The organism is Nocardioides sp. Z13_37 (assembly GCF_058355585.1).
On sequence record NZ_JBZGDV010000001.1, the window covers coordinates 1000629 to 1026674 of the forward strand.

Here is a 26046-nt window from a genome sequence, read left to right on the forward strand (position 1 = left end):
TGCCGCCATGTCTCGGCGATCCTCGGACCCGGCCCCGCCCGTGCTCGACGAGCCGGGCAGCAACCTGCTGCTGGACCTCTTCGTGCTGGACCAGCGCCTGGGCGCGCTCCTCAAGACCGCGCTCCTGCGCGAGGGTGTCGCACCCGCGCACTACGCGGTCTACGGCCAGGTCCACCGGGGAGCGGACACCCCCGGCCGGCTCGCCGAGCGGCTGTCGCTGTCCCCGGGCACCCTCACGGGCTACCTCAACCTCCTCGAGCGCCGAGGCCACCTGAGGCGCACGAAGTCGGAGAGCGACGGGCGCTCGGTCACCCTCACGCTGACCGCAGCGGGCGAGGCCAAGCGGAAGGCGTGCGAGGCGATCGTCGCCGACGTCGTACGCCGCCTCGACCGGTCGGTCGGGGGTGCGGCCGCGCGTGACGAGCTCCGTGCGGCGCTGGGGCGCATCGCCCACGGCCTGGACGACGTGTCCGCGACCTGGCACCGCTGACCGGCCGCGTCCGCACTACCGGTCGTCGCACGCCCCCGGCCGGCCCGAGCAGACGAACTCCAGCACCGCCCGTCCCACGCGCGTTGGGCGGTCGTCGAGGTCGAGCAGCATGTCCCAGCCGTGCCCCGAGGGCGCCTCGACGAACGTCGCTCCGGTGCGCGCGGCCAGCCGTCGGGCCCGACCGAACTCGGCAGGGTCGCCGTCGCTGCGCGCCCGGACCACGAGACCGGGCTCGTCGACATCCCCGGCCACGTCCAGCAGCCACTGCCCCTCCCACGCGCTGGGTCCGGAGAGGTCGACCCAGCTGTCGACCGCGGCGCCGGCGCCCATCGCCCGTACGGTCTGCGACCCGCCCATCGAGGCACCCATCAGCACGACGCGGTCGGCGCCGAGGTCACGCAGGTGGTCGATCGCGAGCCCGACCTGGGCCTCGATCGGCACGTCGCAGTCGGACTCGCCGTAGCCGCAGGGATCCACCGGCAACGACGTCACCCCGGCGCGCGCCATGACCGCGGCGTACGGCAGCCACCCGCACAGGCCCGCCGGCCCGATCTGCGGCAGCAGCACGACCCCCGTCGTCGCGGGTGAGTCGCCCACGACGGCTCCGACCATCTCCGTGCCATCCCGCTCGAGCACGACGCGCTCGACCGGCACGCCGTCCGGGTACGCGCTGAGGCAGCGATCGGGCAGCGGGGTGGTCGTCGCCGCCGACGGCCGCGGGGCGTCCGCGGGGTCCGGCTCCTCGGCACATCCGGACGCTCCGGCGACCACGAGCGCCGTCACCAGGGCGAGCTCGGCCGACCGGCGCAGGCGGTGACCGAGGCGGCTCGACATCTCCGCATTCTTTCGCATCCGAAGTACATGTGCCAGACCCTCGCGTCCGGGAGGAAGTCCCGTTCGTCCTGCCCAAGCCGTAGCGGCACGAGCGGCCGCGGCACGACCGGCCCGGCCCGGACCTCGTCAGCGCGCGAGCAGCGCCTCGACGAAGGTCCGGGCCACCGCCGGGGCGTCGACCTGGACCACCACCTGCAGCACGCGGCCGTCAGCGGTCTCGGTGAGGTGGGCGCCCGCCTGCCCCACCCGCCGCGGCTCGACGCGGAACAGGTGCGGGTGGGTGAGCAGGACGAGCGCCCCGGCGTCGCCGACGAGGTGGGCGCGGCGCACGGCGAGCAGGTCGCCGGCGAGGGCCGCGGCCGGGCGGTCGGACGACCGGAGCCGCTCGACGTCATCGGGCTCCACCGAGACCTGCTCGAACACGTCCGCGACGTACAGCGTCGTCGGTCGGTCGCCGGCGAGGACGCGCGCCGTGGCGTCGGTGTCGTGGGCTGCGTTGAGCTCTGGCGGCTCCTCGACCGCGAGCTCGCCGGCGACGAGCACGAGGTCGCGCACGAGGTCGCCGGCGAGGTCGGCCAGAGACGCCAGGTTGGTCTGGGGCGCCAGGCCCGCGAAGGTGATCGGTCCGCCGTCGGCCGCGGTGCGCAGCACGGCCGCCGGGTCGGCGTACGCCGCGTCGCGCGCGGACGGCAGCCGCACGCCGCCGAGCCCGTCGCGACCATGGTTGCTCGCACCCTCGCGCGCCCCGGTGCCGGACAGCGTGGTCGTGGCGCCGAGCGCCACGGGCACGTCGCCGGCGCCGGCGTGGGCGAGGACGGCCGCGGAGTTGCGGGCCGCGACGTCGGCCGGGACGTTGCCGACCACGGTGGTGACCCCGCACAGCTCCAGGGCCGGGCTCGCGACGGCGTAGAGGATCGCGAGCGCGTCGTCGATCCCGGTGTCGACGTCGAGGACGACCCGCCTCACGCGGCAGGGCCCTCGGCGGCGAGGTCAGAGGCGACGTCAGACGCGACGGCCGGAGGGATGAAGAAGTTGTCGCGGAACAGGCCCGTGGGGTCGTACCTGCCCTTGAGCTCGCGCAGCCGGGCGAGGTGGGCCGGCGGGAAGGCGCGCTCGAGCCAGACCGGCCCGGTGCCGGTCTCGAAGCTGAGGTAGCTGCCGGACAGGTGCGGCACCAGCCGCTCCCAGGCGTCGTCGAAGCGGCCGTCGGCGCCGAACGCCGACAGCGAGAAGGCCGCGCTGCGCCCGGCGTACGCCGTCGCGTGGCTCGGCACGTCGCTGACCGCGCCGCCGACCGCGCGGATCGAGAAGAAGTAGGACGACCCGCCGTCGAGCAGGGCGGCGACCTCCGCGGCGAGCTCGGGGGTGAAGTGGTCTGCCAGGCCGGAGTGGGTGTGCGGCTCGCCCTGGCCCTGCTGCGGCGCGTCGCTGCTGAACAGCCCCATCACCTGGTCGTACGTCGTCAGCGCGACGTTCTGCTGCACGAGCGGCGCCACCTCGGCCACTGGCTGCAGCCGCGCGACGACGGTCTCGGGGTCGTCGGACTCGACGACCAGCATCGCCTGCGCGATCCGCTGCCCGCCGCGCCGCTGGCCGAGGATCACCTGGCCGGTCACGCTGCGGTCGGCCTCCTCGATCGCGCGGCCCCACCGCTCGAGGAAGGTCGCGGTGTCGCTCGCGTCGAAGGCGAGCTGGGCGAAGGCGATGGTGCCGACGCGGGCGGCGGTGAAGTCGAAGGAGGTGGCGATGCCGAAGTTGGCGCCGGCGCCGCGCACCGCCCAGAACAGGTCGGGCTCCTCCTCGGGGGTCGCCCGCACCAGCCGACCGTCGGCCAGCACCAGCTCGACGCCGGTCAGGTGGTCGATCGTGAGGCCGTGGGAGCGCGCGAACCAGCCGACGCCACCGGCGGTGGCGAGCCCGCCGACGCCCACGCCGCCGTAGTCGCCGCTGCTGATCGCCAGACCGTGCGGGGCCAGCGCGCGGGCGACGTCGGCCCACCGCGCCCCGGGCCCGATGCGCACGGCGCCGGACTCCGGGTCGAGGACCTCGATCGAGCTGAGCGCGCTCACGTCGACGACGAGCCCGCCGTGGTTGAGCGAGCGGCCGGAGATGCCGTGCCCGGCGCTGAGGATGCCGAGTGGCACCTCGCGGTGCTCGCGCGCGACGGCGACCGCGTCCTGCACCTCCGCCACCGTGCGCGGTCGCAGCACCAGGCCGGGCGCGCCGCCGCGCAGGTAGCCCGACCGGTAGCGGGCGTACGCCGCGTCGCCCGGCTCCACCGCCCGCTCGGCCAGGGTGTCCGGGAGGTCGTCGTACGCGATGGCGGGCAGCCGCCTCGCCAGCGCCGCCGGACCGCGCACGGTCGTGCGCACCGTCGTGCCGCTGGCGCTGCGCGCCTCCGCGACCCGCTCGCGCACCTCGCCGAAGCGGCCGGCGAAGCGGCGCAGCCCGCCCTCGTCGTCGCCCGTCACGATGAAGGTGCTGACCCCGTCCTCGACGGCGAGGCGCACGAGGTCGTCGGCGCTCAGGTCGGGGCCCACGTTGAGCAACCGGGTCACCTCGGCCGGGTCACGGCCGGCCTTGCGGGCCGCCTCGTCGATGGTGAGCATGCCGCGCTGGAGGTCGCCGGGCTGCAGGTAGGGCAGCGAGGGCAGCCAGCCGTCGGCGGTGCGCCCGATGAGCCGCAGCATCCGGGGCTTGAGGGCGCCGAGCCAGATCGGCACCCGGTGCGACGGCGCCGGGCCGCGCTTCGCGCCGTGGACCCGGTGGTGGGAGCCGGGCACGGCGAGCACCGAGCGGTCGCCGGTGTCCCAGATGCCACGGATGATCTCGATGGCCTCGGCCAGGGCGTCGACCGCCTCGCCGGGGGTGAGCCGCGTGCCGCCGTAGGCCTCGATCGCGTCCCAGAACCCGCCGGCGCCCAGCCCGAGCGCCACCCGGCCGCCGCTGAGCAGGTCGAGGCTGGCCACCGACTTGGCGAGCACGGCCGGCTGGCGCAGCGGCAGGTTGAGGACGTTGCCCGAGAGGTGGATGCGCTCGGTGCGGGCCGCCGCGTACGACATCAGCGTCCACGTGTCGAGGAACGACGGCTGGTAGGGATGGTCCTGGAAGGTCGCGAGGTCGTAGCCGAGCTCCTCGCTGAGGAGCGTGAGGTCGACGGGTCGCTGCGGTGTCGCGGCGGTGGGCGTCAGGAAGGTGCCGAAGCGAAGGGGGTGGCCGTAGTCGGGCATGCCCCAAGGATCCGCCCCCGCCGGCACCGGGACAACTGCAGGTAAGCAGGTTACGATGGGTAAGTGACCCGCACCCTCGCCCACCTCGACCTGATCGACGACGCCACCTGCCGTGAGGCGACCCCGATCCTGGAGTTCGTCGGCCGCCGCTGGACCGGCGCGATCATGCTCGCCCTCGGGCGCGGTGCGACCCGGTTCGGTGAGATCGAGGCCGCCGTCGACGGGCTGTCGGCCCGCCTGCTGACCGCCCGCCTGCGCGAGCTCGAGGCCCACGACCTCGTCGAGCGCGAGGTCGTGCCGTCGACCCCGGTCCAGGTGCGCTACCGGCTCACCCCGCGCGGACGCGACCTGCTCGCCGCCCTCCAGCCGCTGATGGCCTACCAGCTCCGCTGGGGACACCGGGAGCGCCGGGCGACGGTGTGATCGGCGTGCCGGGCTAGACGCCCAGCCCCAGCAGTCCCAGCGGCTCGGCCATCTCGGCCTCCTCGTAGGCGAAGTGCGACTCGAGGTCGGCCCGGAGGTCGGCGACCGCGGCCAGCAGCTCGTCGACCCGGCCGGGGTCGGAGGCGGCGGCCAGGGCCAGGTCGTCGACCCGCTCGAGGTGCGCGTGGATGACCAGGTGCTCCTCGGCCAGCCGCACGGCGACGGGGCGGTACCTCTCCACGGTCGCGACGGCGGGGAACAGGCTCTGGTCCTCGATCGAGTGGTGCATCGTCAGGAAGCGGCAGACCTGCCCGCACATGCCGGCGACCTGCTGGGCCGTCAGCGACGGCGCGAGTCCGTGTACCCCGGCTCGCACGGCGCCGACGTCGAGCGCCCCGTCCCGAGCGCCCTCCACTGCCCGGGTCAGGGCCGCCAGCTGGCCGCGGAAGTGGTCGTGGATCATCCGCAGGTGGTCACCGCCCGCCCGCTGCCGGGGCGTCAGCTCGACCGAGCCCGCCACCCGCGGACGGGACTCGTCGTCGATGGGCGGCACCACTCGATCCTAGGCGCAGCTCAGCCCGGGTCGGGCAGGTCGAGCACCCGGCGGGCCCGCGGGCGTACCGTCTGGTACATACGGGTTGTACCATGTGGTACACATCCGTGTCCGCCGCAGGGCACCCCGACGAACGGAGAGCACCTCATGAGACTGCCGCGACAGGCCCACGTCGACCAGCCGTGGCGCATCCACGACGCCACCCGGGACTTCATCCTCGAGGACGTCTGGGCCATCGACACCAGGGGTGCCGGCGACGAGTTCCACTCCCTCGTGGACGCCTTCGCCGAGGACGACTTCCCCGACAGCGCACCGCGCATCGTCCAGGTGCTGTGGGCGGCGCGATGGCGGATCGGCCAGCTCCTCAGCTGGGACCGCCCCGAGACGGGCCTCGGCGAGCGCGTGGCGTCGCTGCGGGGCCGTCTGCCCGCCGACCTGGTCCAGGCCCCGTACAGCGAGCTGCCGGGCGTGCCGTTCGTGACGCTCTACGAGACCGAGCGCGAGTGGGCCGCGGAGATGGCCAATCGCACCGTTCACACGGTGATGCACCTCGGCTGGGTGGCGGACGGCCACGGCGCTCATCGCGGTCAGATGGCAGTCCTCGTGCGTCCCAACGGTCGTCTCGGGCGTGTCTACCTGGCGCTCATCAAGCCGCTGCGCCACTGGGTCGTCTACCCGGCCCTTCTCGGCGGGATCGAGAAGCGGTGGCGCGAGTCGCGGACCGAGCGGGTGTCGTGACCGGCGCGTACGTCCGCAGCCGCGCGGTCGTCTAGTGTTGTGGGCGTGTCGGAGCGGAGCAGCGGAGACTCTGTGGGGCCCACCGACCCGCGGCGTCGGCTGCTCGACGCCACGATCGAGCTCATGGCCCGCGAGGGGAGCGGGGGTTGGACGCTGAGGCGTCTGGCCGAAGAGGTCGGAACCAGCCACCGGATGCTCATCTACCACTTCGGCTCGTTCGACGGCCTGCTCGTGGCGGTCGTCGATGAGGTCGAACGCCTCCAGCGTGAGCGGCGCGCCGAGCTCGCCGCCATCCACCCGGATCCCATCGCTGCCGCACGCGCGATGTGGCGCTCGTTGTCGAGCCCCTCGCTTGCTCCGCACGAGAGGTTGTTCTTCGAGCTCTACGCCGCCGGCCTGCAGGGCTCTGGCGCGGCGGCCGAGCTGCCCAAGCGCTCCATCGAGGAGTGGATGGAACCCCTGACGGGCATGTTCGCGACCGCGACCGGGAGCACGGAGCACGCGTCGGTCGACGCGCGGCTCGGCATCGCGGTGATACGCGGACTGCTGTTGGACCAGTTGGCCACCGGCGACACGCACGCGGTGGCGGAGGCGCACGACCGCTATCTGGACCTGTATGCCGCTCTGCTCGAGCGCAAGGCTCAGGCGAACGAGGCGTAGAGGACCACGAGGCACAGGCCCAGCATTCCAGTCGCGTTGACGAAGAGGTTGCGGCCGAGGTCCCGCGCTCGGACGTGGGCGCCGACGGCGAGGACGAAGTAGACGACAAGGCCGGCTGTGGCCGCCATCGCCAGGTAGGGCACGGCAAGACCTACCAGCAGTCCCGCAGCGGCTGCGAACTTGACCACCGGAAAGATCCAGCGCCAGCGTCTCGGGAATCCGACACCGTCGAAGCACTCGGCGATGAACGCCACCGGTTTGACGCACAGCAGACCGTCCACCACTTGGAGTGCCGCAAGAACGACGATGGGCCAGGAGGGGTCGGGATACATGCGGTGAACCTCCTGGGCGGGAACGTGATGTACCGTATGGTACACGGCGCAGCCATGGAGTGATGGAGAGAGACGGTGGGGACAATGGCCACGGAGTACCGCAGGAGCGTCGTCATCGACGCTCCGATCGGGGAGGTCTGGCGGGTGCTGGTCGACGTCGAGCGGATGCCGGAGTGGACCGAGTCCATGACGAGCACACGTATCGTCGGCGGGACCGAGGTCGGGCTCGGGAGCGAGATTGCGATCGAGCAACCGCGGATGCCCGCGATGGTGTGGAAGGTGGATGAGTTCACGCCCGGCAGGCACTTCCGGTGGGTGTCCTCCAAGGCGGGCGTCACCACGTTCGCCGATCACTGGGTAGAGCCGATCGACGATGGGGCGCGAGTCGCTGCGAGGCTCCGCATCAAGCACACCGGTCCGCTGGCGTCCTTGGTCGGAGCTCTGACCATGCGACGGACTGCCCGGTACGTCGACATGGAGGCGGAAGGCTTGAAGGCGCGGTGCGAGGCGGTGGCCGGGGGCTGACGTCACGAGCTGGGCGGGTCCGGGTGCCGCTCATCCGGATGCAGCCGTCTCATGGTGCGTCACGCCGGCTCGGGGTCCGCGAGGCAGCCAACGCAGGGCGAGCAGGCCGACGAGGAGGTGCAGGAAGGCGGCCGTCGCTGCGGCGATGGCCCGCTGACCCGGGACGCCGCCCTTCGATCCCGCGCATGTTCTTCCTGGACCCGCTGACGCGCCACCTTCATCGCAATTGGGACGAGCTCGCTCGCGTCCACGTCGCGTAGCAGGTCTGGCTCCAGCCCGGCAGTCCGGACCACCGCCTCGAGGTCTACACGCCCAACGACGTGACTTCGGCAGACACCCTCCGACGTCTGTCTCGCGGCATCGCTGGCGTGGCCTACCGACCAGCAGGGCAGACTCGGGCGCCGCGGGGACAATCGCAGGACTGAACAGGCGCGCGTCAGCCGCCGGGCGTCGTTCGGCAGTCGCCGCCGCCGGGTGGCACGGGCCATGCTCCGAGGACGCCGCGTACGGCTCCGAGCACCAGCTCCTCATCGTGGGAACTGCCGGCGACCTCGATCCCCACTGCCTCGAGGACCGACAGGAAGGCCCTTGCCGTCAGCTGCGGGGGTGGTCCCGACGGGATCCGGGAGATACGCCGTGCTGCCTCGACAAGCGCCGCACACTGCGCGAGCAGCACCTGGTACGCGTCCTCCATGGCCTGACCCACCGGGTGTGCGTCGTGATCTCGCAGCTCGATGCGCAAGGCCATCATCACCCGGGCGCCGACATGGTGTCGGCAGTAGCGGGCGTGCTCGACCGCCATGGTGAGCAGCGACTCGAGCGGATCGTCGTGGCTCATCGCCGGTTCGTGCACCTCCGCCTCCCACGTCGACCGCACCCATCCCACGACGGCGAGGGTGAGCTCCTCCTTGTTGGCGAACTGGTGGTAGAGAGCGCCACGGCTGTAACCCGCCTCCTTGGACACCCGTTCGAGCACGAGGTTGGCATAGCCGTGGGTCGCCAGCCCTCGTGCCGCAGCTGCCACGAGCGATTGGCGGCTCTGGGTGCGCCGCTCGGCCTGAGTGCGACGGACGAGAGCGTCGTTCACGGTTCCTCCAGTGTCGGGCGTCGTCCGCGTCGGTGATCGACCGCCAGCATGGCAGCGGGCAGGAGCAGGAGGACCAATGGGGAAGGCCCGGATGCGAGGAAGGTGAGGACCACCCAGGCGGCAATCGACCACGCCACGAAGGGCGGGGGCGTCATGCCGTGACGGTGCATCCATATCATCAGCGCGCCCAGCAGCAAGGTGGGCGGGCCGAAGCTGAACATGGAGTACCAGAAGCCGGCCGCAGCGTCACTCTGGTCGGAATAGTCGCGCTCCCTCCACAGGGAGCCGTCGAACCACCCCGCGAGGTGGTGCGGAGCGGTTTCGACGAGGCTGCCGACGGTGTGCCCCAACCCCGCGAGGGTTACGAGCCACGGCGTCCACCTGCTCACTGCCGCTCCTCCGTTCGACGATCGGGGCGATCGGCCGCCCGATCGCTGTCCGTGTGTGGACCGGAGGCGAGAAGCGCCTCGCGGTTCAGCCAGGCGCGTTCCCACTTCCTCGCGAGGGCTGGATACACGATGACGTAGCGCAGGGGTCGGATGGCGGTCATGTACAGCGTGCCGAGCCGACCGTTGGTCTTGACCAACGCCGCCATGCGGAGCTCGTACTCGCCGTCGGGGCGCTGAACCCAGCCGAGGTGACAGATGTCGTGAACGGTCCCGTTGGCCAGCTCGACCGCGCACTCGTCGACGAGCTCGTAGACCAGGGTGAACGGTGTGTTCGGGATGCGCGATCCTGCCTCGTCCTGCTGCAGATCCGGAGGAAGGCGCTCGCGCAACGAAGTGACCCGGCCGGACAGGCCCCGGTCGGGCCGGTCCCAGCCGAGCACTTTGCCGAGCTTCCAGCGGACGGCGAACAGAAATCGGACGACCGCGGGGTCCTGATCAAGGCCACCGGCCGCCCGCAGCGCGTCGATCATCGTCGGGAAGTCGTCGCGTCCAGCGCCCGGTGTTCGGTAGACCCACACGTCCTCGAGCCGGAAGTCCGGTGCCAGCTGATGGATGCGCCACGGCTGCTCGAGGTGGTTGACGTCGGCTATCCGGTTCGACGCGAACATCGTGCGGCCCGCCGTCGCAATACCGTGGGCGGCCTTCTTTACGGAGCGCATTCCAACAACATACCATCATGAATGTATGTTTGTCCGAAAGTGGAGCGAAGGGCCAGCGAGGATGACGCGCATCGGTGTGATCGTGGGAAGCACGCGACCCCACCGCCGCGGGCGAGAAGTCGCCGAGTGGGTGTTGGACGAGGCGCAGGGTGCCGCGCCAAGCCTCACGTTCGAGCTGATCGACCTGCGTGAGCACGGCCTGCCCCACGTCGACGAGCCGGAGTCACCGGTCCTGGGTCGCTACGCGCACCCGCACACTCGAGCGTGGGCTGACGTGGTGGCACGACATGACGGATTCGTCTTCGTGACGCCCGAGTACAACCGATCCATGCCGGCTGTCTTGAAGAACGCCATCGACCTCCTCCACGAGGAGTGGTCACACAAGCCAGCGGGCTTCGTCTCCTACGGCGGCATTGCCGGAGGCATCCGGGCAGTGGAGCATCTGCGGTCGGTGCTCGTCTCGGTGCAGATGCCGACCACCAGCTCGCAGGTCGCGTTGTCACCGTTTCACGACTTCTCGCCGTCGGGATTCGCGCCGCAGCCGCATCAGCGGCTCGCCGTCGTCTCGATGCTCGATGAGTTGATCGAGTGGTGCGATGTGTTGAAGCCGACCCGCCGCCGGACGGTGTCTCGTCAACCGTCGGACGGCCTCGACGTGCTCCACGGGAGATCCGGCCTGTGAGGAGACGCCGCACAGGTGGGCGAGCAGGTCCACGTTGATCCGGGTCCTGGGCCTGGGTGGCCCAAGAAGGAGCGCTCGTGAAGGCTCATCGCCCCGGTGTGTCAGCCGGCGACGCCAGGACGGCGACGTTTCAGCGACGCGACGGCTGCTCACCGATGAGGAAGCCGCAGGTCAGTGGCCTGACCTGCGGCTTCATGTCTTGCGCGCCTGTAGGGATTCGAACCCCAAACCTTCTGATCCGTAGTCAGATGCTCTATCCGTTGAGCTACAGGCGCCCGTCTGCGCGAACCGGTGGGCTCGCGACGACTGGTCGAGGATAGCCGACGTACTCCGGAGCGGCGAAATCAGCACCCCCGGGAGGGCGGGTGAGGGCGCCGTCGCGGTGCCATATGGTGCCTAGCACCCGCATCGCGGCGACGCACCGCCGCACGACGAGAGGGAGCGCCATGACAGATCTCGAGGCAGTGATGGACGGGGCCGGGTTGACGAACCCGAGGGTCCGCGAGTTCGTGAGGGAGTACGCCGAGCTGACCGGCGCCGAGCGCGTCGAGGTGGTCAACGCCTCCGACGACGCCCGGCTGATCGAGGAGGCCGTCGCGGCAGGCGAGCTGCAGATGGCGGGCGAGGGTCGCTACTACTCCCGCAGCTACTACAAGGACACCGCCCGCTCCGAGGAGCGCACCATCGTCGCGACGAACGACGAGAAGGACCGCGGCGTCTACAACAACTGGCGTCCGGCCTCGGAGATGAAGCCGCTGCTTCACGAACGGATGCGCGGGGCGTCGGCGGGCAAGACGATGTACGTCATCCCCTACCTGATGGCGCCCGCCGGCAACCCGCTCGAGCGCTGGGCGGCGGGCGTCGAGCTCACCGACACCCGCACGGTGGTGCTCCACATGATCCGCATGTCCCGCGTCGGCGTGCAGTTCGTCAACGACCTCGAGGACCCCGACTCGTTCGTCCGCGCCGTCCACGTGACCGGCGACCTCGAGCACCTGGGTCAGGGCACCCCCGACGACCAGCGCTACTTCGTCACCGTCGCCGACGAGCGCACGATCCTGCACTTCGGGTCGTCCTACGGCGGCAACGCGCTCCTGGGCAAGATCGCCCACGGCCTGCGGCAGGGGGCGTACGACGGCTGGGCGAGCCGGAAGTTCCTCGCCGAGCAGTACATGCTGATCGGCATCCACGACAAGCAGACGGGCCGCACCTACCACGTCTGCGGCGGCTTCCCGAGCGCCTCGGGCAAGACCAACCTGGCGATGATGGCGGCCCCCGACGCGCTCGGCGACCGCTACCACGTGTCGTTCTACGGCGACGACATCGCGTGGCTGTGGGTCGACGAGGAGTCGGGCCGGCTGATGGGCATGAACCCGGAGTACGGCGTCTTCGGCGTCGCCAAGGACACCAACGAGACCACCAACCCCAACGCCCTCCACTCCGTCGACGAGGGCTCGAAGGCGATCTTCACCAACGTCGCCTACAACCCCTCGACGGGCGAGGTGTGGTGGGAGGGCAAGACCCCCAAGCCGCCGTCCGACGTGCGCGGCTGGCTCGACTGGACCGGCTCCCCGCTGGCCGACCGCAAGAGCAACGACACCGCGCCCTGGGCGCACCCCAACAGCCGCTTCACCACCACGCTGGACAACGTCCCCAACATCGCCCCCGACTACGACGCCCCGGCCGGCGTGCCGATCGACGCGATCATCTTCGGCGGCCGCACGAGCGACCGTGAGCCGCTCATCCGCGCGATCACCGACCTCGCCGAGGGCGTCTACGACGGCCTCACGCTGGGCGCCGAGGCGACGTTCGCGGCGGAGGGCGTCGACGGCCAGCTGCGCTACGACCCCATGTCCAACCGCCCGTTCATGGCCTACGGCGAGGGCGACTACGCGCGTCACTACCTCGACATCGTCGGCGCGGCGAAGGAGCAGCCGATCTTCGCCCACGTCAACTGGTTCCAGAAGGACCCGCAGGACGGCCACTTCCTGTGGCCGGGCTACCGCGACAACCTGCGTCCGCTGCTCTGGCTGCTCCAGCTCAAGAACGGCGAGGTGGAGGGACGCCGCACGGCCGTGGGCATCCTGCCGACCGAGGAGGAGCTCGACCTGTCGGGCATGGACGTCCCGGCGGAGGACCTCGAGCGCATCCTGAGCATCGACACGGAGCGCTGGCAGCAGGAGATGGGCTTCCGCGAGGAGCACCTCGCGCAGTTCGAGCGGATGCCCGAGGAGATCTGGGAGGCGCACCGCCGCGTCGCGGCCGACCTCGACCAGACCGACTGAACCGCGCGCGCGACGTCGCACCCGCCAGTACGCTGGCGCGGTGCGACGTCGTTTCCCGGGGGCCGCCGCACCCGTGTCCTCCCTCACCGACCTGAGGAGGGGTAGGCCCGCACTCGCCGCACCGTTCGGCATCGTGGCCGTCGCCGGCCTCGTGGCCGTGCTCCTGCCGCCCTACGAGCGCCCGTGGTGGGTGGCCGGGCTGGCCGTGCTCTGCCTGGTGCTGGTCGCCGTGGTCTACGCGCTCGGCCAGCGCCGCGGCGGGCGCTCGTGGCTCGTCCCGCTGGCGGCCTACCTGCTGTTCCCCTTCGCCGCCCTCGTCAACGACGCCGCCGGCGCCGGCGGCGGTGGCTCGTCCTCCGGCATGACGGTGCTGCTCCTGCTGCCGATCCTCTGGCTGGCCATCACCGGCACCCGCACCCAGCTGTGGATCGCGAGCCTGCTGGCGGTGCTCACCTGCGCCGTGCCGATCGTGCTCATCGGGCCGCCCAGCTACGCGCTCGGCGACTGGCGCCGCGCCGTGCTGTGGGCGACCGTCGCGGTGGTCATCGCCCCCGTGCTGCAGCGCATCGTGAGCGACCTCGAGCGGCAGAGCCGCCGCGCCCGGGTGTCCAACGACCGGGTCGAGCGGCTCTTCGACGACGCCCCGCACGGCGTCGCCCTCCTCGACCCGTCCGGCTCGATCATCCGGGTCAACATCTCGATGGCCGTCCTGGTGGGCCTCGACCCGCCCGAGATGGTCGGCCACCGCTTCGCCGACTTCGAGACGCCGGGTGAGGGCCGCGTCCAGGACCACCTCGACCGGCTGCTCAGCTGTCGCGGCGAGTCCCTCCAGTCGGAGTGCAACCTGCGCGACTCCGGCGGCAACGACGTCAGCGTGTCCCTCAGCGGCACCGTGGTGGGCGACCCGCAGATGGGCGAGATCGTGATGCTCAACGTCGTCGACATCTCCGACCGCCGTCGCTACCTCGACCGGCTGGCCCACCTCGCCGACCACGACGTGCTCACCGGCCTCGCCAACCGCCGGCGCTTCGAGAGCGAGCTGCAGCGCCACCTCGACCGCTGCCGACGCCACGGCCCGACCGGCGCGCTCCTGCTGCTCGACCTCGACAACTTCAAGCAGGTCAACGACACGCTCGGGCACAACGCCGGCGACCAGCTCCTCGTCACGATCGCCGGGCTGCTGCGCCGCTCGATCCGCAGCACCGACGTGGTGGCCCGGCTCGGCGGCGACGAGTTCGCCGTCCTGCTCACCGACGGCGACCAGCGCGACGCCGCACGGGTGGCCGAGCTCGTCGTCGACCGCATCGCCCACCACGCCGCCACCCCCGACGGCGTGGCCCGCCGCGTCACGGCCAGCGTCGGCGCGGTGACGTTCCGCGCCGCCGCCGAGCACGCGGCGGACGTGCTCGCGCTGGCCGACATGACGATGTACGACGCCAAGGACGCCGGCCGCAACCAGGCGGTCGTGCTGTCCGAGGGCGACGAGCGCGGGCCGCGCACGGCCGCCCGGCTGCACTGGGTGAGCCGCGTCGAGCAGGCGCTCGTCGAGAACCGCTTCGAGCTCCACCTCCAGCCCATCCTGGACATGGCCACGGGACGGATCTCGTCCGCCGAGGTGCTGCTGCGGCTGCGCGACGACGGCGAGCTCGTGCCCCCGTCCCGGTTCGTCGACATCGCAGAGCGGGTCGGGCTGATGCCCCAGGTCGACGCCTGGGTCGTCGACCACAGCCTGGAGCTGCTGGGCCGGATGCGGCGCGAGCACCAGCCCGACTTCGCGTTCGAGGTCAACCTGTCGGGACACTCGATCGGCAACCCCGAGATCGAGCGCGCCATCATCGACGGGCTCGCGCGGCACGGCGTCGACCCGTCGGCGCTGATCCTGGAGATCACCGAGACCACCGCGGTGGCCGACGTGGCCCTCGCCCGGGTCTTCGCCGAGCGGATGACCGACCTCGGCTGCGCGTTCGCCCTCGACGACTTCGGCGCCGGCTTCGGCTCGTTCTACTACCTCAAGCACCTGATCTTCGACTACGTGAAGATCGACGGTGAGTTCGTCGCCCACGTGCACGAGTCCGCGGTCGACCGCACCATCATGCGCTCGATCGTCGGCATCGCCCGCGACCTGGGCAAGCGCACGGTCGCCGAGTTCGTCTCCGACCCGCGGATCCTCGAGGTCTGCCGCGAGGAGGGGGTCGACTTCGCCCAGGGCTACCTCATCGGCCGGCCGGTGCCGTTCGACGAGTTCGTCGCCACCCACCTGCCCCCCGTCGGGACGGGCACCCCGGACGTCGTGGGCACCCCGGGCCACGGCGTCGGCGACTGAGGCACAGGAGGCTTCGACACATGCAATGGATCCAGCGGTCCGTGGGACTGGCCATCATCGGCACCGCGTCCCTCGGCGCCCTGCTGCTCTGGCTCGCGGTCGCGGCCGGAGACCCGGAGGCGGGTGAGGCGCCCCAGGAGGGTGTCGTGCTCGGGGTGTGGCGGGTCTTCTACGACACCGCGGCGCCCCCGCCGCGAGTGCTGGTGGCCGCCGTGGGCGTGGCGTTGCTGCTCGCCGCCGGCGTCGCGCTGCTCGAGCGCCGCATCGCCACGCGTGCGCGGCGCAGCGAGGACCCCGACCGGATGCCCCTCGCCCCCAAGATCGTGATGGCCGAGACCCGCGGCGTCCACGCCGGCCCGGTGACGATCACGGTGCTGATCCCCGCCCACAACGAGGAGGGGTGCATCGCCGAGACGCTCGCCTCGCTGCGGGCGCAGTCGCACCCGCCCGAGCGGATCATCGTGGTCGCCGACAACTGCACCGACCGCACCGTGCCGATCGCGCGGGAGGCGGGCGTCGAGGTCTTCGAGACCGTCGCCAACACCAAGAAGAAGGCCGGCGGGCTCAACCAGGCGCTGGCCCAGGTGCTGCCCGGCATGGGCGACAACGACTGCGTGATGGTCATGGACGCCGACACCACGCTCGACGCGGGCTTCCTCGACGGGGCCGTACGACGCCTCAGCGACGACCGTGCCCTGATGGCGGTCGGCGGGCTGTTCTACGGCGAGGAGGGCGCGGGGCTGATCGGGCAGTTCCAGCGCAACGAGTACACCCGCTACCAGCGCGACCTCAAGCGCCGCCGGGGCCGGGTGTTCGTCCTCACCGGCACAGCGTCCGTCTTCCGCGCCCGGGCGCTGAGGGCCGTGGCCGAGGAGCGCGGGCGCAACCTGCCCGGCGTGCCGGGCGACGTCTACGACACCGTCGCCCTCACCGAGGACAACGAGCTGACCATCGCGCTGAAGTCGCTGGGCGCCCTGATGATCTCGCCGGCCGAGTGCACCGTCGTCACCGAGGTGATGCCGACGTGGCGCTCCCTGTGGGCCCAGCGGCTGCGCTGGCAGCGCGGCGCCCTGGAGAACCTCGGCGCCTACGGGATGCGTCCCTCGACGTTCCGCTACTGGGCCCAGCAGCTCGGCATCGGCTACGGCGTCATCGCGCTCGCCAGCTACCTCGCCCTGATCATCGTGATGCTGATCGCCACCGACACCTGGGTCTGGTTCCCGTTCTGGATCGGCGTCGGCCTGGTCTTCGTCGTCGAGCGGGTGGTCACCGTGTGGCGTGGCGGGTGGCGGGCCCGGCTGCTCGGGCTGAGCCTGTTCCCCGAGCTCTTCTACGCGATGTTCCTCAACGTCGTCTACGTCAAGGGCGTGTGGGACCTGTCCCTGGCCAGACAGGCGACCTGGAAGCATGTGGTGCAGCCCGCCAACGGCGCGCGGACGGAGGGCAGCTGATGGTCGTGTGGGGGATCCTCCTGCCGGAGAGCACGCTGCGCGAGGAGTTCATCGCCGTGCTGTCCGCGTTCGTCGCGATCAACACGATCGTCTACGTCACCCTGGCGGTGTCCAAGATCCTGCCCAAGGTCTACGTCCGCGACTGGTTCGGCACCCGCAACCGGCGCGCCGAGACCCGCAGCATCGACCCCGACGCGCCGATCTGAGGCGCCGCGCCCGCGCCGTGTCGGCCGCGCCCGAAACCATACGCCCGGGTAGCGAGACCCACGTCACAGGTCTGTGATCGATCCAATATGTGCACCCAATCACGAGCGTTAGCGTCCCCAGCAAGTCGCCGACAACGAGGCCGCGCGAACCACCTGCGACGCAAGCTGTGAGGAACGGTCATGACCGCCACGATCGACACCCAGACGCCCGACAGCCCATCCGCCCCGACCACGCACGCAGGCATCCTTGCCTGGGTCAACGAGGTCGCGGAGCTGACCCAGCCCGACGCCATCCACTGGTGCACCGGCTCCGACGAGGAGTGGGACCAGCTCACCGCGTCCCTCGAGTCCACGGGCACGTTCACCCGCCTCAACCCCGACGTCATGCCCAACTCGTTCCACGCCGCCTCCGACCCCACCGACGTGGCCCGCGTCGAGGACCGCACCTACATCTGCTCGGTCGACGAGCGTGACGCCGGCCCGACCAACAACTGGATGGACCCCCAGCAGATGAAGGAGCTCATGCGTGGGCTCTACGCCGGCTGCATGCGGGGCCGCACGATGTACGTCATCCCGTTCGTGATGGGCCACCTCGAGGCGGCTCACCCGATGTTCGGCGTCGAGATCACCGACTCGGCCTACGTCACCGTGTCGATGCGCGTGATGGCCCGGATGGGCACCGACGTGCTCCGTCGCATCGAGGAGCTCGACGACGCCGGCGAGGACCCGCAGTGGGTGCCCGCCCTGCACTCCGTCGGCATGCCGCTGGAGCCCGGCCAGGCCGACGTCGCGTGGCCGTGCAACGACACCAAGTACATCGTCCAGTTCCCCGAGGAGCGGATGATCTGGAGCTTCGGCTCCGGCTACGGCGGCAACGCCCTGCTCGGCAAGAAGTGCTACGCGCTGCGCATCGCGTCCGTGATGGCCCGCGACGAGGGGTGGCTGGCCGAGCACATGCTCATCCTCAAGCTCACCTCGCCGCAGGGCGTGACCAAGTACGTCGCCGCCGCCTTCCCCAGCGCGTGCGGCAAGACCAACCTCGCGATGCTCAAGCCCACGATCCCCGGCTGGACGGTCGAGGCGATCGGCGACGACATCGCCTGGATGCGCATCGGCGAGGACGGCCGCCTGTGGGCGGTCAACCCGGAGTTCGGCTTCTTCGGCGTCGCCCCGGGCACCAACGAGCACACCAACCCCCACGCGATGGAGACCATCCGCAAGGGCAACTCGGTGTTCACCAACGTCGCGCTCACCCCCGACGGCAACGTGTGGTGGGAGGGCCTGGAGAACACCCCGGCCGAGGCCACCAGCTGGAAGGGCGAGCACTGGACGCCCGAGCTCGCGGAGCAGACCGGTGAGCTCTCCAGCCACGCCAACAGCCGCTACTGCACCCCGATCAAGCAGTGCTCGATCCTCGCCGACGAGTACGACGACCCGCGCGGCGTGCCGATCGACGCGATCCTCTTCGGTGGTCGCCGCAAGACCACCATCCCGCTGGTGACCGAGGCCCGCGACTGGAACCACGGCACGTTCATGGGCGCGACGCTGTCCTCCGAGACCACGGCCGCGGCCGTGGGCGCGGTCGGCGTGGTGCGCCGCGACCCGATGGCGATGCTGCCCTTCATCGGCTACAACGCCGGCGACTACTTCGGTCACTGGGTCGGCATCGGCAAGGACAACGACGCCGCCAAGCTGCCCAAGATCTTCTACGTCAACTGGTTCCGCCGCGACGCCGACGGCGGCTTCCTGTGGCCCGGTTTCGGTGAGAACAGCCGCGTGCTGAAGTGGGTCATCGAGCGCATCGACGGCCAGGCCGCCGCGGTCGAGACCCCGATCGGCCACGTGCCCGCGCCGGGGTCGCTCGACATCGACGGCCTCGACCTGACCGAGGAGCAGCTCGCGCAGGCCCTCGCGGTCGACGCCGAGGAGTGGAAGGCCGAGCTGCCGCAGATCCAGGAGTGGTTCGAGAAGTTCGGCGACGACCTCCCGGCCGTGCTCTGGAGCGAGCTCGACACGCTCCGGGCGCGCCTCGACGCCTGACCTGCTGGTTCGAGCCCCCGGGCGGCCGCACGAGCGGCTGTCCGGGGGACCGGCGAGGGCCGGTGTGGCACCATCCTCCCCACGGGGACGTCGGTCGAGTGGGAGTGAGCCATGCCCTTGGGGCCAGATGAGCGGGTGGTCTTCGAGGAGCAGGCCGCGCCGCTCTACGAGGAGATCGTCGCGTCGGGCGGGATCGAGTCCTCCGACCCGCGGATCGTCGAGCAGGGGGAGCTGCACGCCGCCTTCACCCTGCTGGTCGACATCGGGCTGGTGACCCGCGCCGACGACGGTCGCACCTGGACGGCCGCCGACCCGGCCGCGGTGCAGGCACGCGTGGTGGCGCCGCTGGGCCAGCAGGGCGCGGAGCTGATCGCGGAGTCGGCCCACTGGGCCCACACCTTCAACAACCTCTCGCACGTGTGGCGCCGCTCGCCGAGCGCGGTCGGCGGTCCGTTCGCGGAGATCCGCGGGGTCGAGACCATCGGCAACTTCCTGGCCTCGCTCGTCAGCGACGCCGAGGAGGAGCTGCTCACCGCCCAGCCGCAGTACCGCCGCGGCGTCAAGCAGCTCGACGCCGGCGTGGGCGCGCGCGACATCGCGGCGCTCAAGCGCGGGGTCAAGATGCGCACGCTCTACCAGCACGCGGCGCGACGCGGTGCGGACACCCGCAAGTACGTCGCCGCGGTGACCGCTGCCGGTGCCGAGGTGCGCACCCTCGACGAGTTCTTCAACCGCCTCATCGTGGTCGACCGCCGCGTCGCGCTGATCCCCAGCCACGAGGGCCTCGACACCGCGATGGTCATCAGCGACAAGTCGATGGTCGGCTACCTCGTCGACATGTTCGAACGGCACTGGGAGCGGGCGCGGCCCTTCACCAGCAGCGAGACGTCGCTGATGCGCGACATCGCCGCCGAGCAGCGGGCGATGACGATCCGGATGCTGCTCGAGGGGCGCGCCGACCCGGCTGGCGCCAAGCGCCTCGGCGTCAGCCCTCGCACCTATGCCGCCTACGTGGCGGACCTCAAGAGCGAGTTCGAGGTGGAGACGCGCTTCCAGCTCGGCTACGAGATGGGCAAGCGCGGGATCTCGGGTCGGGAGACCGACGAACCGGCGTCCTGAGGGCGCCGGAAAAAGGGGGGAGGGCAGCACCTCCGAGGAGGTGCTGCCCTCATGCCGGGACGGGCCTGTGGGGGAGGCCGACCGGACCAGACTCGTGGGGGGTTGAGGGGTCCGTGTCCCAGCTCTTCATTGCGTGCCCATCATGGCACGACTGGCTCAGTGGGGAATCTTGATCTTCGCGCCCCAGCTCGTGTCGACGGCCTGGGCCGGAGCGGCACCGATGGCGGCGACACCGAATCCGAGGACTGCCACGAGCGTGGCGGCGGCGATACGGCGTACTGAGGTCATGGGGTTCCCACCTTCAGGTCTTGTCACAGGGGATGACCCGTCCATTGTCGCCCACGGCGCGCGGCTCCGTCCCGTCCGGACGACTGCAGGTCTGTGCAATGCAGGATCCTGCAAACCCATGCGAGGCGTGGCGGTGCCGGCCCCCTCCCGCAGGAGGAGGCCGGCCGCTGCGGAGGCGGAGGGATTTGAACCCTCGATGGGGTTTTAGCCCCAAACCCGCTTAGCAGGCGGGCGCCATAGACCGGACTAGGCGACGCCTCCATGCCCGACCGCTGGCCGGGCGCACTGAAGGTTACAAGGCCGGGTGCGTCCGCGCCGAATCAGGTCAGAGTTTGCGCAGGCCGTGCCCGCGCTGGAGGTGCTGCTGGACCTCGCGCACGAACGCCTCGCGGTCGATGGCGAGCATCTCGACGGGGATGGTGGTCGTGCGCCCGTCGCGCAGGCGCAGCACCACCACGGGCGCGTCCGCGAGGGTCGTGGTGACGGCGTCCTCGACGTCCTTCCAGCGCGCGGAGGCGGCGCCGACCCCGCGCACCCACTGCACCCGGTAGCCCTCGGGCGTCATCCGGACCACCCAGCCCTTCGTGCGCCACAGCCACCAGGTGGCCACCAGGATGACGATCGTGAGCACCACCGGCACCAGCAGGAAGACGGTGTGCACGTCGAACACGGCGATCGCCAGGGTGCTGGCGAGGATGAGCACGGCGACGGCGCACAGCACGACCCCGAGCAGGCGCGCGGCGACGGCGGGGGCGAGGCGGTGGACGGTGGCGGTCTCGGTCGGCACGCGGACGATTTCACCACGGGGCCGACCGGGTGCGGGCGCTCGGGTCCCGGGCGGGCCCCGCACCCGCCCGGTACCGCCCCGGTACGGGCAGTGGCGGCTGTCGTCGTTGGGTAGAGTCGCGCGGTGTGCGGCGCCCCGGCGCCGGACGAGGAGGGGTGCCGGAGCGGCCGATCGGAACCGCCTTGAAAGCGGTCGTAGGGAGACCTACCGCGGGTTCGAATCCCGCCCCCTCTGCCAGCCAGGAGTGAGCCCACGCCTTGTAACGCCGGGTTAGGGCGTGTACCCCCTATGACCTGTCAGGGGTGATACAGGCCGTAACCCGGCGTTACAGCGGCGGATACGCTCGCGCGGTGACGACCTGGTTCCTGTCCCCCGAGGACGCCGCGGCCCGACTCCGTGCGGCCGGCTACCTGACCGACGAGGCGACGGCGCTGACCGCCTACCTCGCGGGCGCGCTGGAGAAGCCGCTGCTCGTCGAGGGGCCCGCCGGTGTCGGCAAGACCGAGCTGGCCAAGGCGGTGGCCCGGGCGAGCGGCGCCGAGCTCGTGCGGTTGCAGTGCTACGAGGGCCTCGACGAGGCGCGGGCGCTCTACGAGTGGAACTACAAGAAGCAGCTGCTGCGGATCCAGGCGAGCGGCGGCGACCAGGCGTGGAGCGAGACCCACGACGACATCTTCACCGAGGAGTTCCTGCTGACCCGGCCGCTGCTCGGCGCGATCCGGCGCGAGGAGCCGACGGTGCTGCTGGTCGACGAGGTGGACAAGACCGACATCGAGGTCGAGGGCCTGCTGCTGGAGGTGCTCAGCGACTTCCAGGTCACCATCCCCGAGCTGGGCACGGTGACCGCGACCCGCCGCCCGTTCGTGGTGCTCACCTCCAACGCCAGTCGCGAGCTCTCCGAGGCGGTGAAGCGGCGCTGCCTCTTCCTCCACCTCGACTACCCCGACGCGGAGCGGGAGCGCTCGATCGTCACCAGCCAGGTGCCGCACCTCGACGAGCGGGTCGTCGCGCAGCTCGTTGACGTCGTGGTGCGCCTGCGCGAGCTCGAGCTCAAGAAGGCGCCGTCCATCGCGGAGTCCGTCGACTGGGCGCGCACGCTGGTGGCGCTGCAGGTGGGCGACCTCGACGAGGCCACCGTCGCCCGCACGTTGGGGGTCGTGCTCAAGCACGCCTCGGACCAGCAGCGGGCCGCCCGAGAGCTGAGGCTCGCGACGAGATGAGCCTGCTCGACACCCACATCGGCTTCGTGGAGGCGCTGCGCTCCGCGGGCCTGTCGGTGTCGCTGGCCGAGGGCCTCGACGCGATCCGCGCGCTCGAGAAGGTGCACTGGCACGACCGCGAGACCGTCCGGGCGGCGTACGCCGCGACGCTGGTGAAGCGGCAGCCGCAGCGGGTCACCTTCGACGCGGTCTTCGACATCTACTACCCGCGACTCGTCGGCAGCGGCGTGGCCGGCGACGACCTCGAGGCGGCCGCGGGCCCGCAGGACACCGGGCCCGAGCTCGAGCGCCTTCGCGAGGCGCTGGCCGACGCCCTGGCCGACGGCGACCGGGAGGCGATGCAGGAGCTCGCTGTCGAGGCGGTGGCCCGCTTCGGCGCGATGCCCGGGCGGGGCCCGGGCCTGTCGAGCTGGTCGGCCTACACCTCGCTCCAGCGGGTCTCGCCCGGTGAGCTGATGGACCGGCTCGTGCAGGGGCTGCTGGGCGACGGCCTCGACGACGAGCAGGCCCAGCGCACGGCCGGGCGGCGGATCGGCGACTTCACGCGGATGGTCGAGGCTGACGCCCGCCGGCGCATCGCCGAGGAGAAGGGCCCCGAGCACGTCGTCGCCGCGACCGTGCGCCCGACGATCGACCGGCTCGACTTCACCGCCGCGCGGCGCAGCGACCTGGAGGAGCTGCGTCGCGAGGTCTATCCCCTGGCCCGCCGGCTGGCGGCCAGGCTCACCAAGGAGCAGCACGCCCGGCGGCGCGGCCCCCTCGACGTACGCCGCACCGTGCGCGCCTCGATCGCGACCGGCGGGGTGCCGCTGACCACCCACCACCGCCCGCGACGCCCGCACCGGACCGACCTCGTCGTGCTCTGCGACGTCAGCGGCTCGGTCGCCAGCTTCGCGCAGTTCACCCTGATGCTGGTGTTCGCGCTGCGGGAGGCGTTCGGCGGGGTGCGTGCGTTCACCTTCGTCGACGACGTCGTCGAGGTGAGCGACAGCTTCCGGCCGGGGGCGGACGTGGTGGAGGTGATGGAGTCGCTGTCGGGGAGCATCTCCCAGGCGGCCCTGTGGGGGCGCACCAACTACGGCCGTGCGCTGACCCGGTTCGCCGAGGAGCATCCCGACGCCGTGGGGCCGCGGTCCTCGCTCCTCGTCCTCGGCGACGGCCGGTCCAACTACAGCGACCTGGCCCTGCCGGTGCTCGCCGACCTCGCCGGCCGGGCGCGGCACGCCTGGTGGCTCAACCCCGAGCACCCGCGCCACTGGGGCACCGGCGACAGCGCGGCCGACCGCTACGGTGAGGTGGTGCCGATGGTGGAGTGCCGCAACCTCGCCCAGCTCGGCGAGTTCGTGCACCGGATCGTCTGACGCACCGGATCGTGCGCCGGGAGGCGGGGCTCAGCCGGTGAGGAACCCGAGCTCGTGCATCCGGCTGATCTCGGCCTTCAGCTCGGGGTGCTCGGCGCTGTCGGCCGCGCGGGCCCCGGCGACGTAGAGCTGGGTGCCCTCGGCGCCGTCGGCGTCGAAGACGACGGTGAGCCGGTTGGCCGTGGCGGCGTTGATCAGCGAGCCGAGCAGCACGACCGGGTCGGAGCGGTCCTCCAGCGACAGCACCCGGGTCGCGTCGGGGATCCGGGGCACCTGCGCCGACGGGGCGCCGGCGGTGACGACCTGGTCGACGACGAAGCGCGACGAGCGCGCGCTGGCGGCGATCTCGGCGGCGATCGTGCCGCCGGACGCCGAGCCGACGAGCATCACCCGGGCGTCGTCGTCGGTGACGGCGTCCTCGATGGCCCGCACGACCTGGCTGACGGAGGTGGTGGGGTCGGCGCCGACGAGCCGCAGCCGGCCGGAGTCGTGGGCCAGGGAGCCGGGGAGGTAGGCGATGTAGCGGCCGGTGCCGACGCGCTGCACGCTGATGCGGCGGTCCTCGGCGAGCAGGTTGGCCATCAGCTCCTCGAGGGAGCGGGGCGCGCTGCCGGCGCTGGTCTCCACCTCGGCCGGCGGCGCCTCGGCCTCGACGAACGAGCCCGCCGAGTCGCGGAACGCCGCCACGGCGTCGGTCGGGAACGGGTCGATGCCGATGGCGCGGAGGCCGCCGCGGGCGGCATGGGCGCCCTGGTCGGAGGCGAGCACCCCGGCGGTGAGGAGCGAGCGCATGTGCAGCCCGTCGAGCAGGCCGCCGCCGCCGGAGAGGTGCTCCATCAGGTCGGGGTTGTTCTCGGCGAGCTCGTTGAGGTAGGCCGTGACGCCGTCGCGGTCCATCGTCTCGGTCTCGATGAGACCGGCGCTCACGATCGCGCCACCGAGCGCGACCTCGGGCGCGAGGTAGCCGATGGCGCGGCCCGCGATCGAGCCGAGGGTCTTGTAGGCCGCCTCCTGCAGCTCGTCGATCCAGCGGTAGGTGAGCACGGTGGCGCGGACGACGAGTGCGTCGGCGTCGAGCTCGACCGAGCGGGTCAGCAGGCCCTGCTTGCCGGTCGTGGCGGCGCGGACGTCCTCCTCGGCCTCGGCCCAGGTGGCCGGCGACAGCTCGCCGGTGTCGACCACGTCGTCGTCGCCGAGGATCTCCGTGCCGAGGCGGGCGCGGGTGCGCATCTCGTTGCCGGAGCCGTCGAAGAGGTCGGCCAGGGCCAGCATCTGGTCGTACTTGTCGGCGGCGACCGACGCGGACGACTCGGCAGGCGGCTCGCCGCCGTGGGTGCGCGGGATGTCGAGGTCGCTCATCGGTCGTCCTCCGGGGTGACGACCTGGGCCAGCACGGGCGCCAGCTCGGTGGCCAGGTCGTCGGGGTCGACCCGGACGACGGCGACGCGGGCGCCGTCGTCGTGGCGGGGGGTCAGGGAGTGCCAGCCGTCGCGCAGCAACACCCACGACACGACGCCGACGGACGTGGTGGCGCGGTCGGAGACCTCGGCGGCCAGGATCCGCATGCGGCCCCGGCTCTCGGTGTGCACGGCCGACACCGCGGCGCCCGCCTCGGCGTCGCCGAGCTCCTGGCCGTCGGCCAGGACGGCCCCGTCGGAGTGCCCGACGAGCACCGGCACCAGGTCGAGGCGGCCGGAGCGGAGCGCCTCCCCGACCGAGTCGGCGAGCGCGTAGGGGACATCGAGGTGTGCGGGCACGTGGGAGACGCCCAGGGGCAGCTCCTCGGGCGGGGCGGTCACCCGGGCGAGCTCGGTGGTCCACTGGTCGACGGGGAACCAGGCCAGCTCGAACACGATGCCGTCGCACGTCGACAGGCTCGCGACGGCTCCTCCCGACTGTCGGTGCCACGCCTTGACCTGGGTGGCGCCGGCGGCGACGTCGATGTCGAGGGCCAGTCGCGGGGTCGCGAGGAGGCCGACCGCGCCGATGACGCCCGGGTCGGCGCCGCCGTCGCCGAGCAGGCCGCGGCGGCGCAGAGTGTCGTCCGGGTCGTGGAGCGTGCGCACGGCGTCGGTGTAGGCGGCGTCCTCGGCGGAGCCACGGCTCTGGCCGAGCCGGCCGGACAGCGAGCCCGGGTCGTCGGGCCCGGTGGCGTCGTCGGGCAGGTCGAAGGGCAGTGGCGCGCCGCCCGCGAGCTCGGCCACGAGGCGGAGCTCGGGCAGCGTGAGAGCGAGGCGCCGGGCGGTTGCGTCCAGGAAGCTGGTCGGCGGCGGGGGAGGCGCGGTGAGGTCGATGGTGACCATG

Annotated in this window: 26 protein-coding genes and 3 tRNA genes; 15 read left to right on the top strand and 14 right to left on the bottom strand. The window is 71.9% G+C overall.

Annotation, left to right across the window (positions count from 1 at the left end; genetic code table 11):
• Positions 1-7: 7 nt before the first annotated feature.
• Positions 8-490 carry a MarR family winged helix-turn-helix transcriptional regulator gene (locus AC4H2S_RS04670; protein WP_491495786.1) on the top strand — a complete coding sequence of 161 codons (483 nt, stop codon included), beginning with the start codon at positions 8-10 and terminating at the stop codon, positions 488-490.
• A gap of 15 nt (positions 491-505) precedes the next feature.
• On the opposite strand, the gene AC4H2S_RS04675 is transcribed toward AC4H2S_RS04670, so the two are convergent.
• The 3 genes from AC4H2S_RS04675 to AC4H2S_RS04685 all read right to left on the bottom strand — a co-directional run bounded on the left by AC4H2S_RS04675 (position 506) and on the right by AC4H2S_RS04685 (position 4554).
• On the bottom strand, positions 506-1324 hold the full coding sequence (locus AC4H2S_RS04675) for an alpha/beta hydrolase family protein (RefSeq protein WP_491495787.1): 819 nt from the start codon (positions 1322-1324) through the stop codon (positions 506-508).
• A 126-nt stretch (positions 1325-1450) separates the two neighbouring features.
• The gene (locus AC4H2S_RS04680) at positions 1451-2290 is read right to left on the bottom strand and encodes a nucleoside hydrolase (RefSeq protein WP_491495788.1); all 840 of its coding nucleotides are present in this window, start codon (positions 2288-2290) and stop codon (positions 1451-1453) included.
• Positions 2287-4554 carry an LLM class flavin-dependent oxidoreductase gene (locus AC4H2S_RS04685; protein WP_491495789.1) on the bottom strand — a complete coding sequence of 756 codons (2268 nt, stop codon included), beginning with the start codon at positions 4552-4554 and terminating at the stop codon, positions 2287-2289. Before AC4H2S_RS04685 ends, AC4H2S_RS04680 begins: the two co-directional genes overlap by 4 nt.
• 63 nt (positions 4555-4617) lie before the next feature.
• Here AC4H2S_RS04685 and AC4H2S_RS04690 point away from each other — a divergent pair, with 63 nt between their 5' ends.
• Positions 4618-4977: a winged helix-turn-helix transcriptional regulator gene (locus tag AC4H2S_RS04690; protein WP_491495790.1), complete on the top strand. Its 360-nt coding sequence runs from the start codon at positions 4618-4620 to the stop codon at positions 4975-4977.
• Positions 4978-4990: 13 nt separating this feature from the next.
• Here the strand turns inward: AC4H2S_RS04690 and AC4H2S_RS04695 are convergent, their stop codons facing one another.
• Positions 4991-5530 carry a hemerythrin domain-containing protein gene (locus AC4H2S_RS04695; protein ID WP_491495791.1) on the bottom strand — a complete coding sequence of 180 codons (540 nt, stop codon included), beginning with the start codon at positions 5528-5530 and terminating at the stop codon, positions 4991-4993.
• A gap of 147 nt (positions 5531-5677) precedes the next feature.
• Here AC4H2S_RS04695 and AC4H2S_RS04700 point away from each other — a divergent pair, with 147 nt between their 5' ends.
• The gene (locus tag AC4H2S_RS04700) at positions 5678-6268 is read left to right on the top strand and encodes a DUF2867 domain-containing protein (RefSeq protein WP_491495792.1); all 591 of its coding nucleotides are present in this window, start codon (positions 5678-5680) and stop codon (positions 6266-6268) included.
• A 45-nt stretch (positions 6269-6313) separates the two neighbouring features.
• Positions 6314-6928, top strand: a complete 615-nt coding sequence (locus AC4H2S_RS04705) for a TetR/AcrR family transcriptional regulator (protein WP_491495793.1) — start codon at positions 6314-6316, stop codon at positions 6926-6928.
• Here AC4H2S_RS04705 and AC4H2S_RS04710 read toward each other — a convergent pair.
• Positions 6910-7260: a DoxX family protein gene (locus tag AC4H2S_RS04710; protein WP_491495794.1), complete on the bottom strand. Its 351-nt coding sequence runs from the start codon at positions 7258-7260 to the stop codon at positions 6910-6912. The two genes, AC4H2S_RS04705 and AC4H2S_RS04710, sit on opposite strands and share 19 nt — an antisense overlap.
• Before the next feature lie 84 nt (positions 7261-7344).
• On the opposite strand from AC4H2S_RS04710, the gene AC4H2S_RS04715 reads away from it, so the two are divergent.
• A complete protein-coding gene (locus tag AC4H2S_RS04715) occupies positions 7345-7785 on the top strand; it encodes an SRPBCC family protein (RefSeq protein ID WP_491495795.1) in 441 nt (146 codons plus the stop codon).
• 436 nt (positions 7786-8221) lie between these two features.
• On the opposite strand, the gene AC4H2S_RS04720 is transcribed toward AC4H2S_RS04715, so the two are convergent.
• Genes AC4H2S_RS04720 through AC4H2S_RS04730 form a run of 3 tightly spaced genes read right to left on the bottom strand, consistent with a single transcriptional unit; the run spans position 8222 to position 9980 of the window.
• A complete protein-coding gene (locus AC4H2S_RS04720; protein WP_491495796.1) occupies positions 8222-8872 on the bottom strand; it encodes a TetR/AcrR family transcriptional regulator in 651 nt (216 codons plus the stop codon).
• Positions 8869-9261 carry a DUF6463 family protein gene (locus tag AC4H2S_RS04725; RefSeq protein ID WP_491495797.1) on the bottom strand — a complete coding sequence of 131 codons (393 nt, stop codon included), beginning with the start codon at positions 9259-9261 and terminating at the stop codon, positions 8869-8871. The genes AC4H2S_RS04720 and AC4H2S_RS04725 overlap by 4 nt, the downstream gene beginning before the upstream one ends.
• Complete coding sequence (locus AC4H2S_RS04730) at positions 9258-9980, bottom strand: DUF2867 domain-containing protein (RefSeq protein WP_491495798.1); 723 nt, start codon at positions 9978-9980, stop codon at positions 9258-9260. Before AC4H2S_RS04730 ends, AC4H2S_RS04725 begins: the two co-directional genes overlap by 4 nt.
• A gap of 61 nt (positions 9981-10041) precedes the next feature.
• On the opposite strand from AC4H2S_RS04730, the gene AC4H2S_RS04735 reads away from it, so the two are divergent.
• On the top strand, positions 10042-10662 hold the full coding sequence (locus AC4H2S_RS04735; protein WP_491495799.1) for an NADPH-dependent FMN reductase: 621 nt from the start codon (positions 10042-10044) through the stop codon (positions 10660-10662).
• A gap of 202 nt (positions 10663-10864) precedes the next feature.
• On the opposite strand, the gene AC4H2S_RS04740 is transcribed toward AC4H2S_RS04735, so the two are convergent.
• Positions 10865-10937, bottom strand: a tRNA-Arg gene (locus AC4H2S_RS04740).
• Between the two features lie 171 nt (positions 10938-11108).
• Between AC4H2S_RS04740 and AC4H2S_RS04745 the strand changes: the two genes are divergently transcribed.
• The 6 genes from AC4H2S_RS04745 (at position 11109) to AC4H2S_RS04770 (ending at position 20086) form a co-directional block, all read left to right on the top strand.
• The gene (locus AC4H2S_RS04745) at positions 11109-12947 is read left to right on the top strand and encodes a phosphoenolpyruvate carboxykinase (GTP) (protein WP_491495800.1); all 1839 of its coding nucleotides are present in this window, start codon (positions 11109-11111) and stop codon (positions 12945-12947) included.
• A gap of 40 nt (positions 12948-12987) precedes the next feature.
• On the top strand, positions 12988-15270 hold the full coding sequence (locus AC4H2S_RS04750; protein ID WP_491495801.1) for a putative bifunctional diguanylate cyclase/phosphodiesterase: 2283 nt from the start codon (positions 12988-12990) through the stop codon (positions 15268-15270).
• 20 nt (positions 15271-15290) lie between these two features.
• Positions 15291-16721, top strand: coding sequence for a glycosyltransferase family 2 protein (locus AC4H2S_RS04755; protein WP_491495802.1), 1431 nt, complete (start codon positions 15291-15293; stop codon positions 16719-16721).
• A 5-nt stretch (positions 16722-16726) separates the two neighbouring features.
• A complete protein-coding gene (locus tag AC4H2S_RS04760; protein ID WP_491495803.1) occupies positions 16727-16927 on the top strand; it encodes a hypothetical protein in 201 nt (66 codons plus the stop codon).
• Between the two features lie 180 nt (positions 16928-17107).
• On the top strand, positions 17108-18967 hold the full coding sequence (locus AC4H2S_RS04765) for a phosphoenolpyruvate carboxykinase (GTP) (protein WP_491495804.1): 1860 nt from the start codon (positions 17108-17110) through the stop codon (positions 18965-18967).
• 111 nt (positions 18968-19078) lie between these two features.
• Positions 19079-20086 carry a LuxR family transcriptional regulator gene (locus AC4H2S_RS04770; RefSeq protein WP_491495805.1) on the top strand — a complete coding sequence of 336 codons (1008 nt, stop codon included), beginning with the start codon at positions 19079-19081 and terminating at the stop codon, positions 20084-20086.
• A 156-nt stretch (positions 20087-20242) separates the two neighbouring features.
• Here AC4H2S_RS04770 and AC4H2S_RS04775 read toward each other — a convergent pair whose 3' ends face one another.
• The 3 genes from AC4H2S_RS04775 to AC4H2S_RS04785 form a co-directional block, all read right to left on the bottom strand.
• Positions 20243-20374 carry a hypothetical protein gene (locus AC4H2S_RS04775; protein ID WP_491495806.1) on the bottom strand — a complete coding sequence of 44 codons (132 nt, stop codon included), beginning with the start codon at positions 20372-20374 and terminating at the stop codon, positions 20243-20245.
• A 170-nt stretch (positions 20375-20544) separates the two neighbouring features.
• Positions 20545-20635: transfer RNA gene (locus tag AC4H2S_RS04780), tRNA-Ser, on the bottom strand.
• Positions 20636-20699: 64 nt separating this feature from the next.
• Positions 20700-21161: a hypothetical protein gene (locus AC4H2S_RS04785; protein ID WP_491495807.1), complete on the bottom strand. Its 462-nt coding sequence runs from the start codon at positions 21159-21161 to the stop codon at positions 20700-20702.
• Positions 21162-21310: 149 nt separating this feature from the next.
• Here AC4H2S_RS04785 and AC4H2S_RS04790 point away from each other — a divergent pair.
• From AC4H2S_RS04790 to AC4H2S_RS04800, 3 genes are all read left to right on the top strand, one after another.
• A tRNA-Ser gene (locus AC4H2S_RS04790) sits at positions 21311-21398 on the top strand.
• Between the two features lie 113 nt (positions 21399-21511).
• The gene (locus AC4H2S_RS04795) at positions 21512-22381 is read left to right on the top strand and encodes an AAA family ATPase (protein WP_491495808.1); all 870 of its coding nucleotides are present in this window, start codon (positions 21512-21514) and stop codon (positions 22379-22381) included.
• Complete coding sequence (locus tag AC4H2S_RS04800) at positions 22378-23742, top strand: vWA domain-containing protein (protein WP_491495809.1); 1365 nt, start codon at positions 22378-22380, stop codon at positions 23740-23742. Before AC4H2S_RS04795 ends, AC4H2S_RS04800 begins: the two co-directional genes overlap by 4 nt.
• A gap of 30 nt (positions 23743-23772) precedes the next feature.
• Here AC4H2S_RS04800 and AC4H2S_RS04805 read toward each other — a convergent pair whose 3' ends face one another.
• Together AC4H2S_RS04805 and AC4H2S_RS04810 are read right to left on the bottom strand one after the other, a co-directional pair.
• The gene (locus tag AC4H2S_RS04805) at positions 23773-25101 is read right to left on the bottom strand and encodes a hypothetical protein (protein WP_491495810.1); all 1329 of its coding nucleotides are present in this window, start codon (positions 25099-25101) and stop codon (positions 23773-23775) included.
• A complete protein-coding gene (locus tag AC4H2S_RS04810; protein WP_491495811.1) occupies positions 25098-26045 on the bottom strand; it encodes a hypothetical protein in 948 nt (315 codons plus the stop codon). The genes AC4H2S_RS04805 and AC4H2S_RS04810 overlap by 4 nt, the downstream gene beginning before the upstream one ends.
• Position 26046: the final 1 nt, after the last annotated feature.

What these genes read in the sequence shown, in the direction of transcription:
- AC4H2S_RS04735 (WP_491495799.1), top strand. Translation starts at nt 10,042, where the DNA reads ATGACGCGCATCGGTGTGATCGTGGGAAGCACGCGACCCCACCGCCGC.
- AC4H2S_RS04730 (WP_491495798.1), bottom strand. Translation starts at nt 9,980, where the DNA reads ATGCGCTCCGTAAAGAAGGCCGCCCACGGTATTGCGACGGCGGGCCGC.
- AC4H2S_RS04710 (WP_491495794.1), bottom strand. Translation starts at nt 7,260, where the DNA reads ATGTATCCCGACCCCTCCTGGCCCATCGTCGTTCTTGCGGCACTCCAA.
- AC4H2S_RS04755 (WP_491495802.1), top strand. Translation starts at nt 15,291, where the DNA reads ATGCAATGGATCCAGCGGTCCGTGGGACTGGCCATCATCGGCACCGCG.
- AC4H2S_RS04675 (WP_491495787.1), bottom strand. Translation starts at nt 1,324, where the DNA reads ATGTCGAGCCGCCTCGGTCACCGCCTGCGCCGGTCGGCCGAGCTCGCC.
- AC4H2S_RS04770 (WP_491495805.1), top strand. Translation starts at nt 19,079, where the DNA reads ATGCCCTTGGGGCCAGATGAGCGGGTGGTCTTCGAGGAGCAGGCCGCG.
- AC4H2S_RS04670 (WP_491495786.1), top strand. Translation starts at nt 8, where the DNA reads ATGTCTCGGCGATCCTCGGACCCGGCCCCGCCCGTGCTCGACGAGCCG.
- AC4H2S_RS04805 (WP_491495810.1), bottom strand. Translation starts at nt 25,101, where the DNA reads ATGAGCGACCTCGACATCCCGCGCACCCACGGCGGCGAGCCGCCTGCC.
- AC4H2S_RS04700 (WP_491495792.1), top strand. Translation starts at nt 5,678, where the DNA reads ATGAGACTGCCGCGACAGGCCCACGTCGACCAGCCGTGGCGCATCCAC.
- AC4H2S_RS04685 (WP_491495789.1), bottom strand. Translation starts at nt 4,554, where the DNA reads ATGCCCGACTACGGCCACCCCCTTCGCTTCGGCACCTTCCTGACGCCC.
- AC4H2S_RS04745 (WP_491495800.1), top strand. Translation starts at nt 11,109, where the DNA reads ATGACAGATCTCGAGGCAGTGATGGACGGGGCCGGGTTGACGAACCCG.
- AC4H2S_RS04765 (WP_491495804.1), top strand. Translation starts at nt 17,108, where the DNA reads ATGACCGCCACGATCGACACCCAGACGCCCGACAGCCCATCCGCCCCG.
- AC4H2S_RS04800 (WP_491495809.1), top strand. Translation starts at nt 22,378, where the DNA reads ATGAGCCTGCTCGACACCCACATCGGCTTCGTGGAGGCGCTGCGCTCC.
- AC4H2S_RS04775 (WP_491495806.1), bottom strand. Translation starts at nt 20,374, where the DNA reads ATGACCTCAGTACGCCGTATCGCCGCCGCCACGCTCGTGGCAGTCCTC.
- AC4H2S_RS04715 (WP_491495795.1), top strand. Translation starts at nt 7,345, where the DNA reads ATGGCCACGGAGTACCGCAGGAGCGTCGTCATCGACGCTCCGATCGGG.
- AC4H2S_RS04810 (WP_491495811.1), bottom strand. Translation starts at nt 26,045, where the DNA reads ATGGTCACCATCGACCTCACCGCGCCTCCCCCGCCGCCGACCAGCTTC.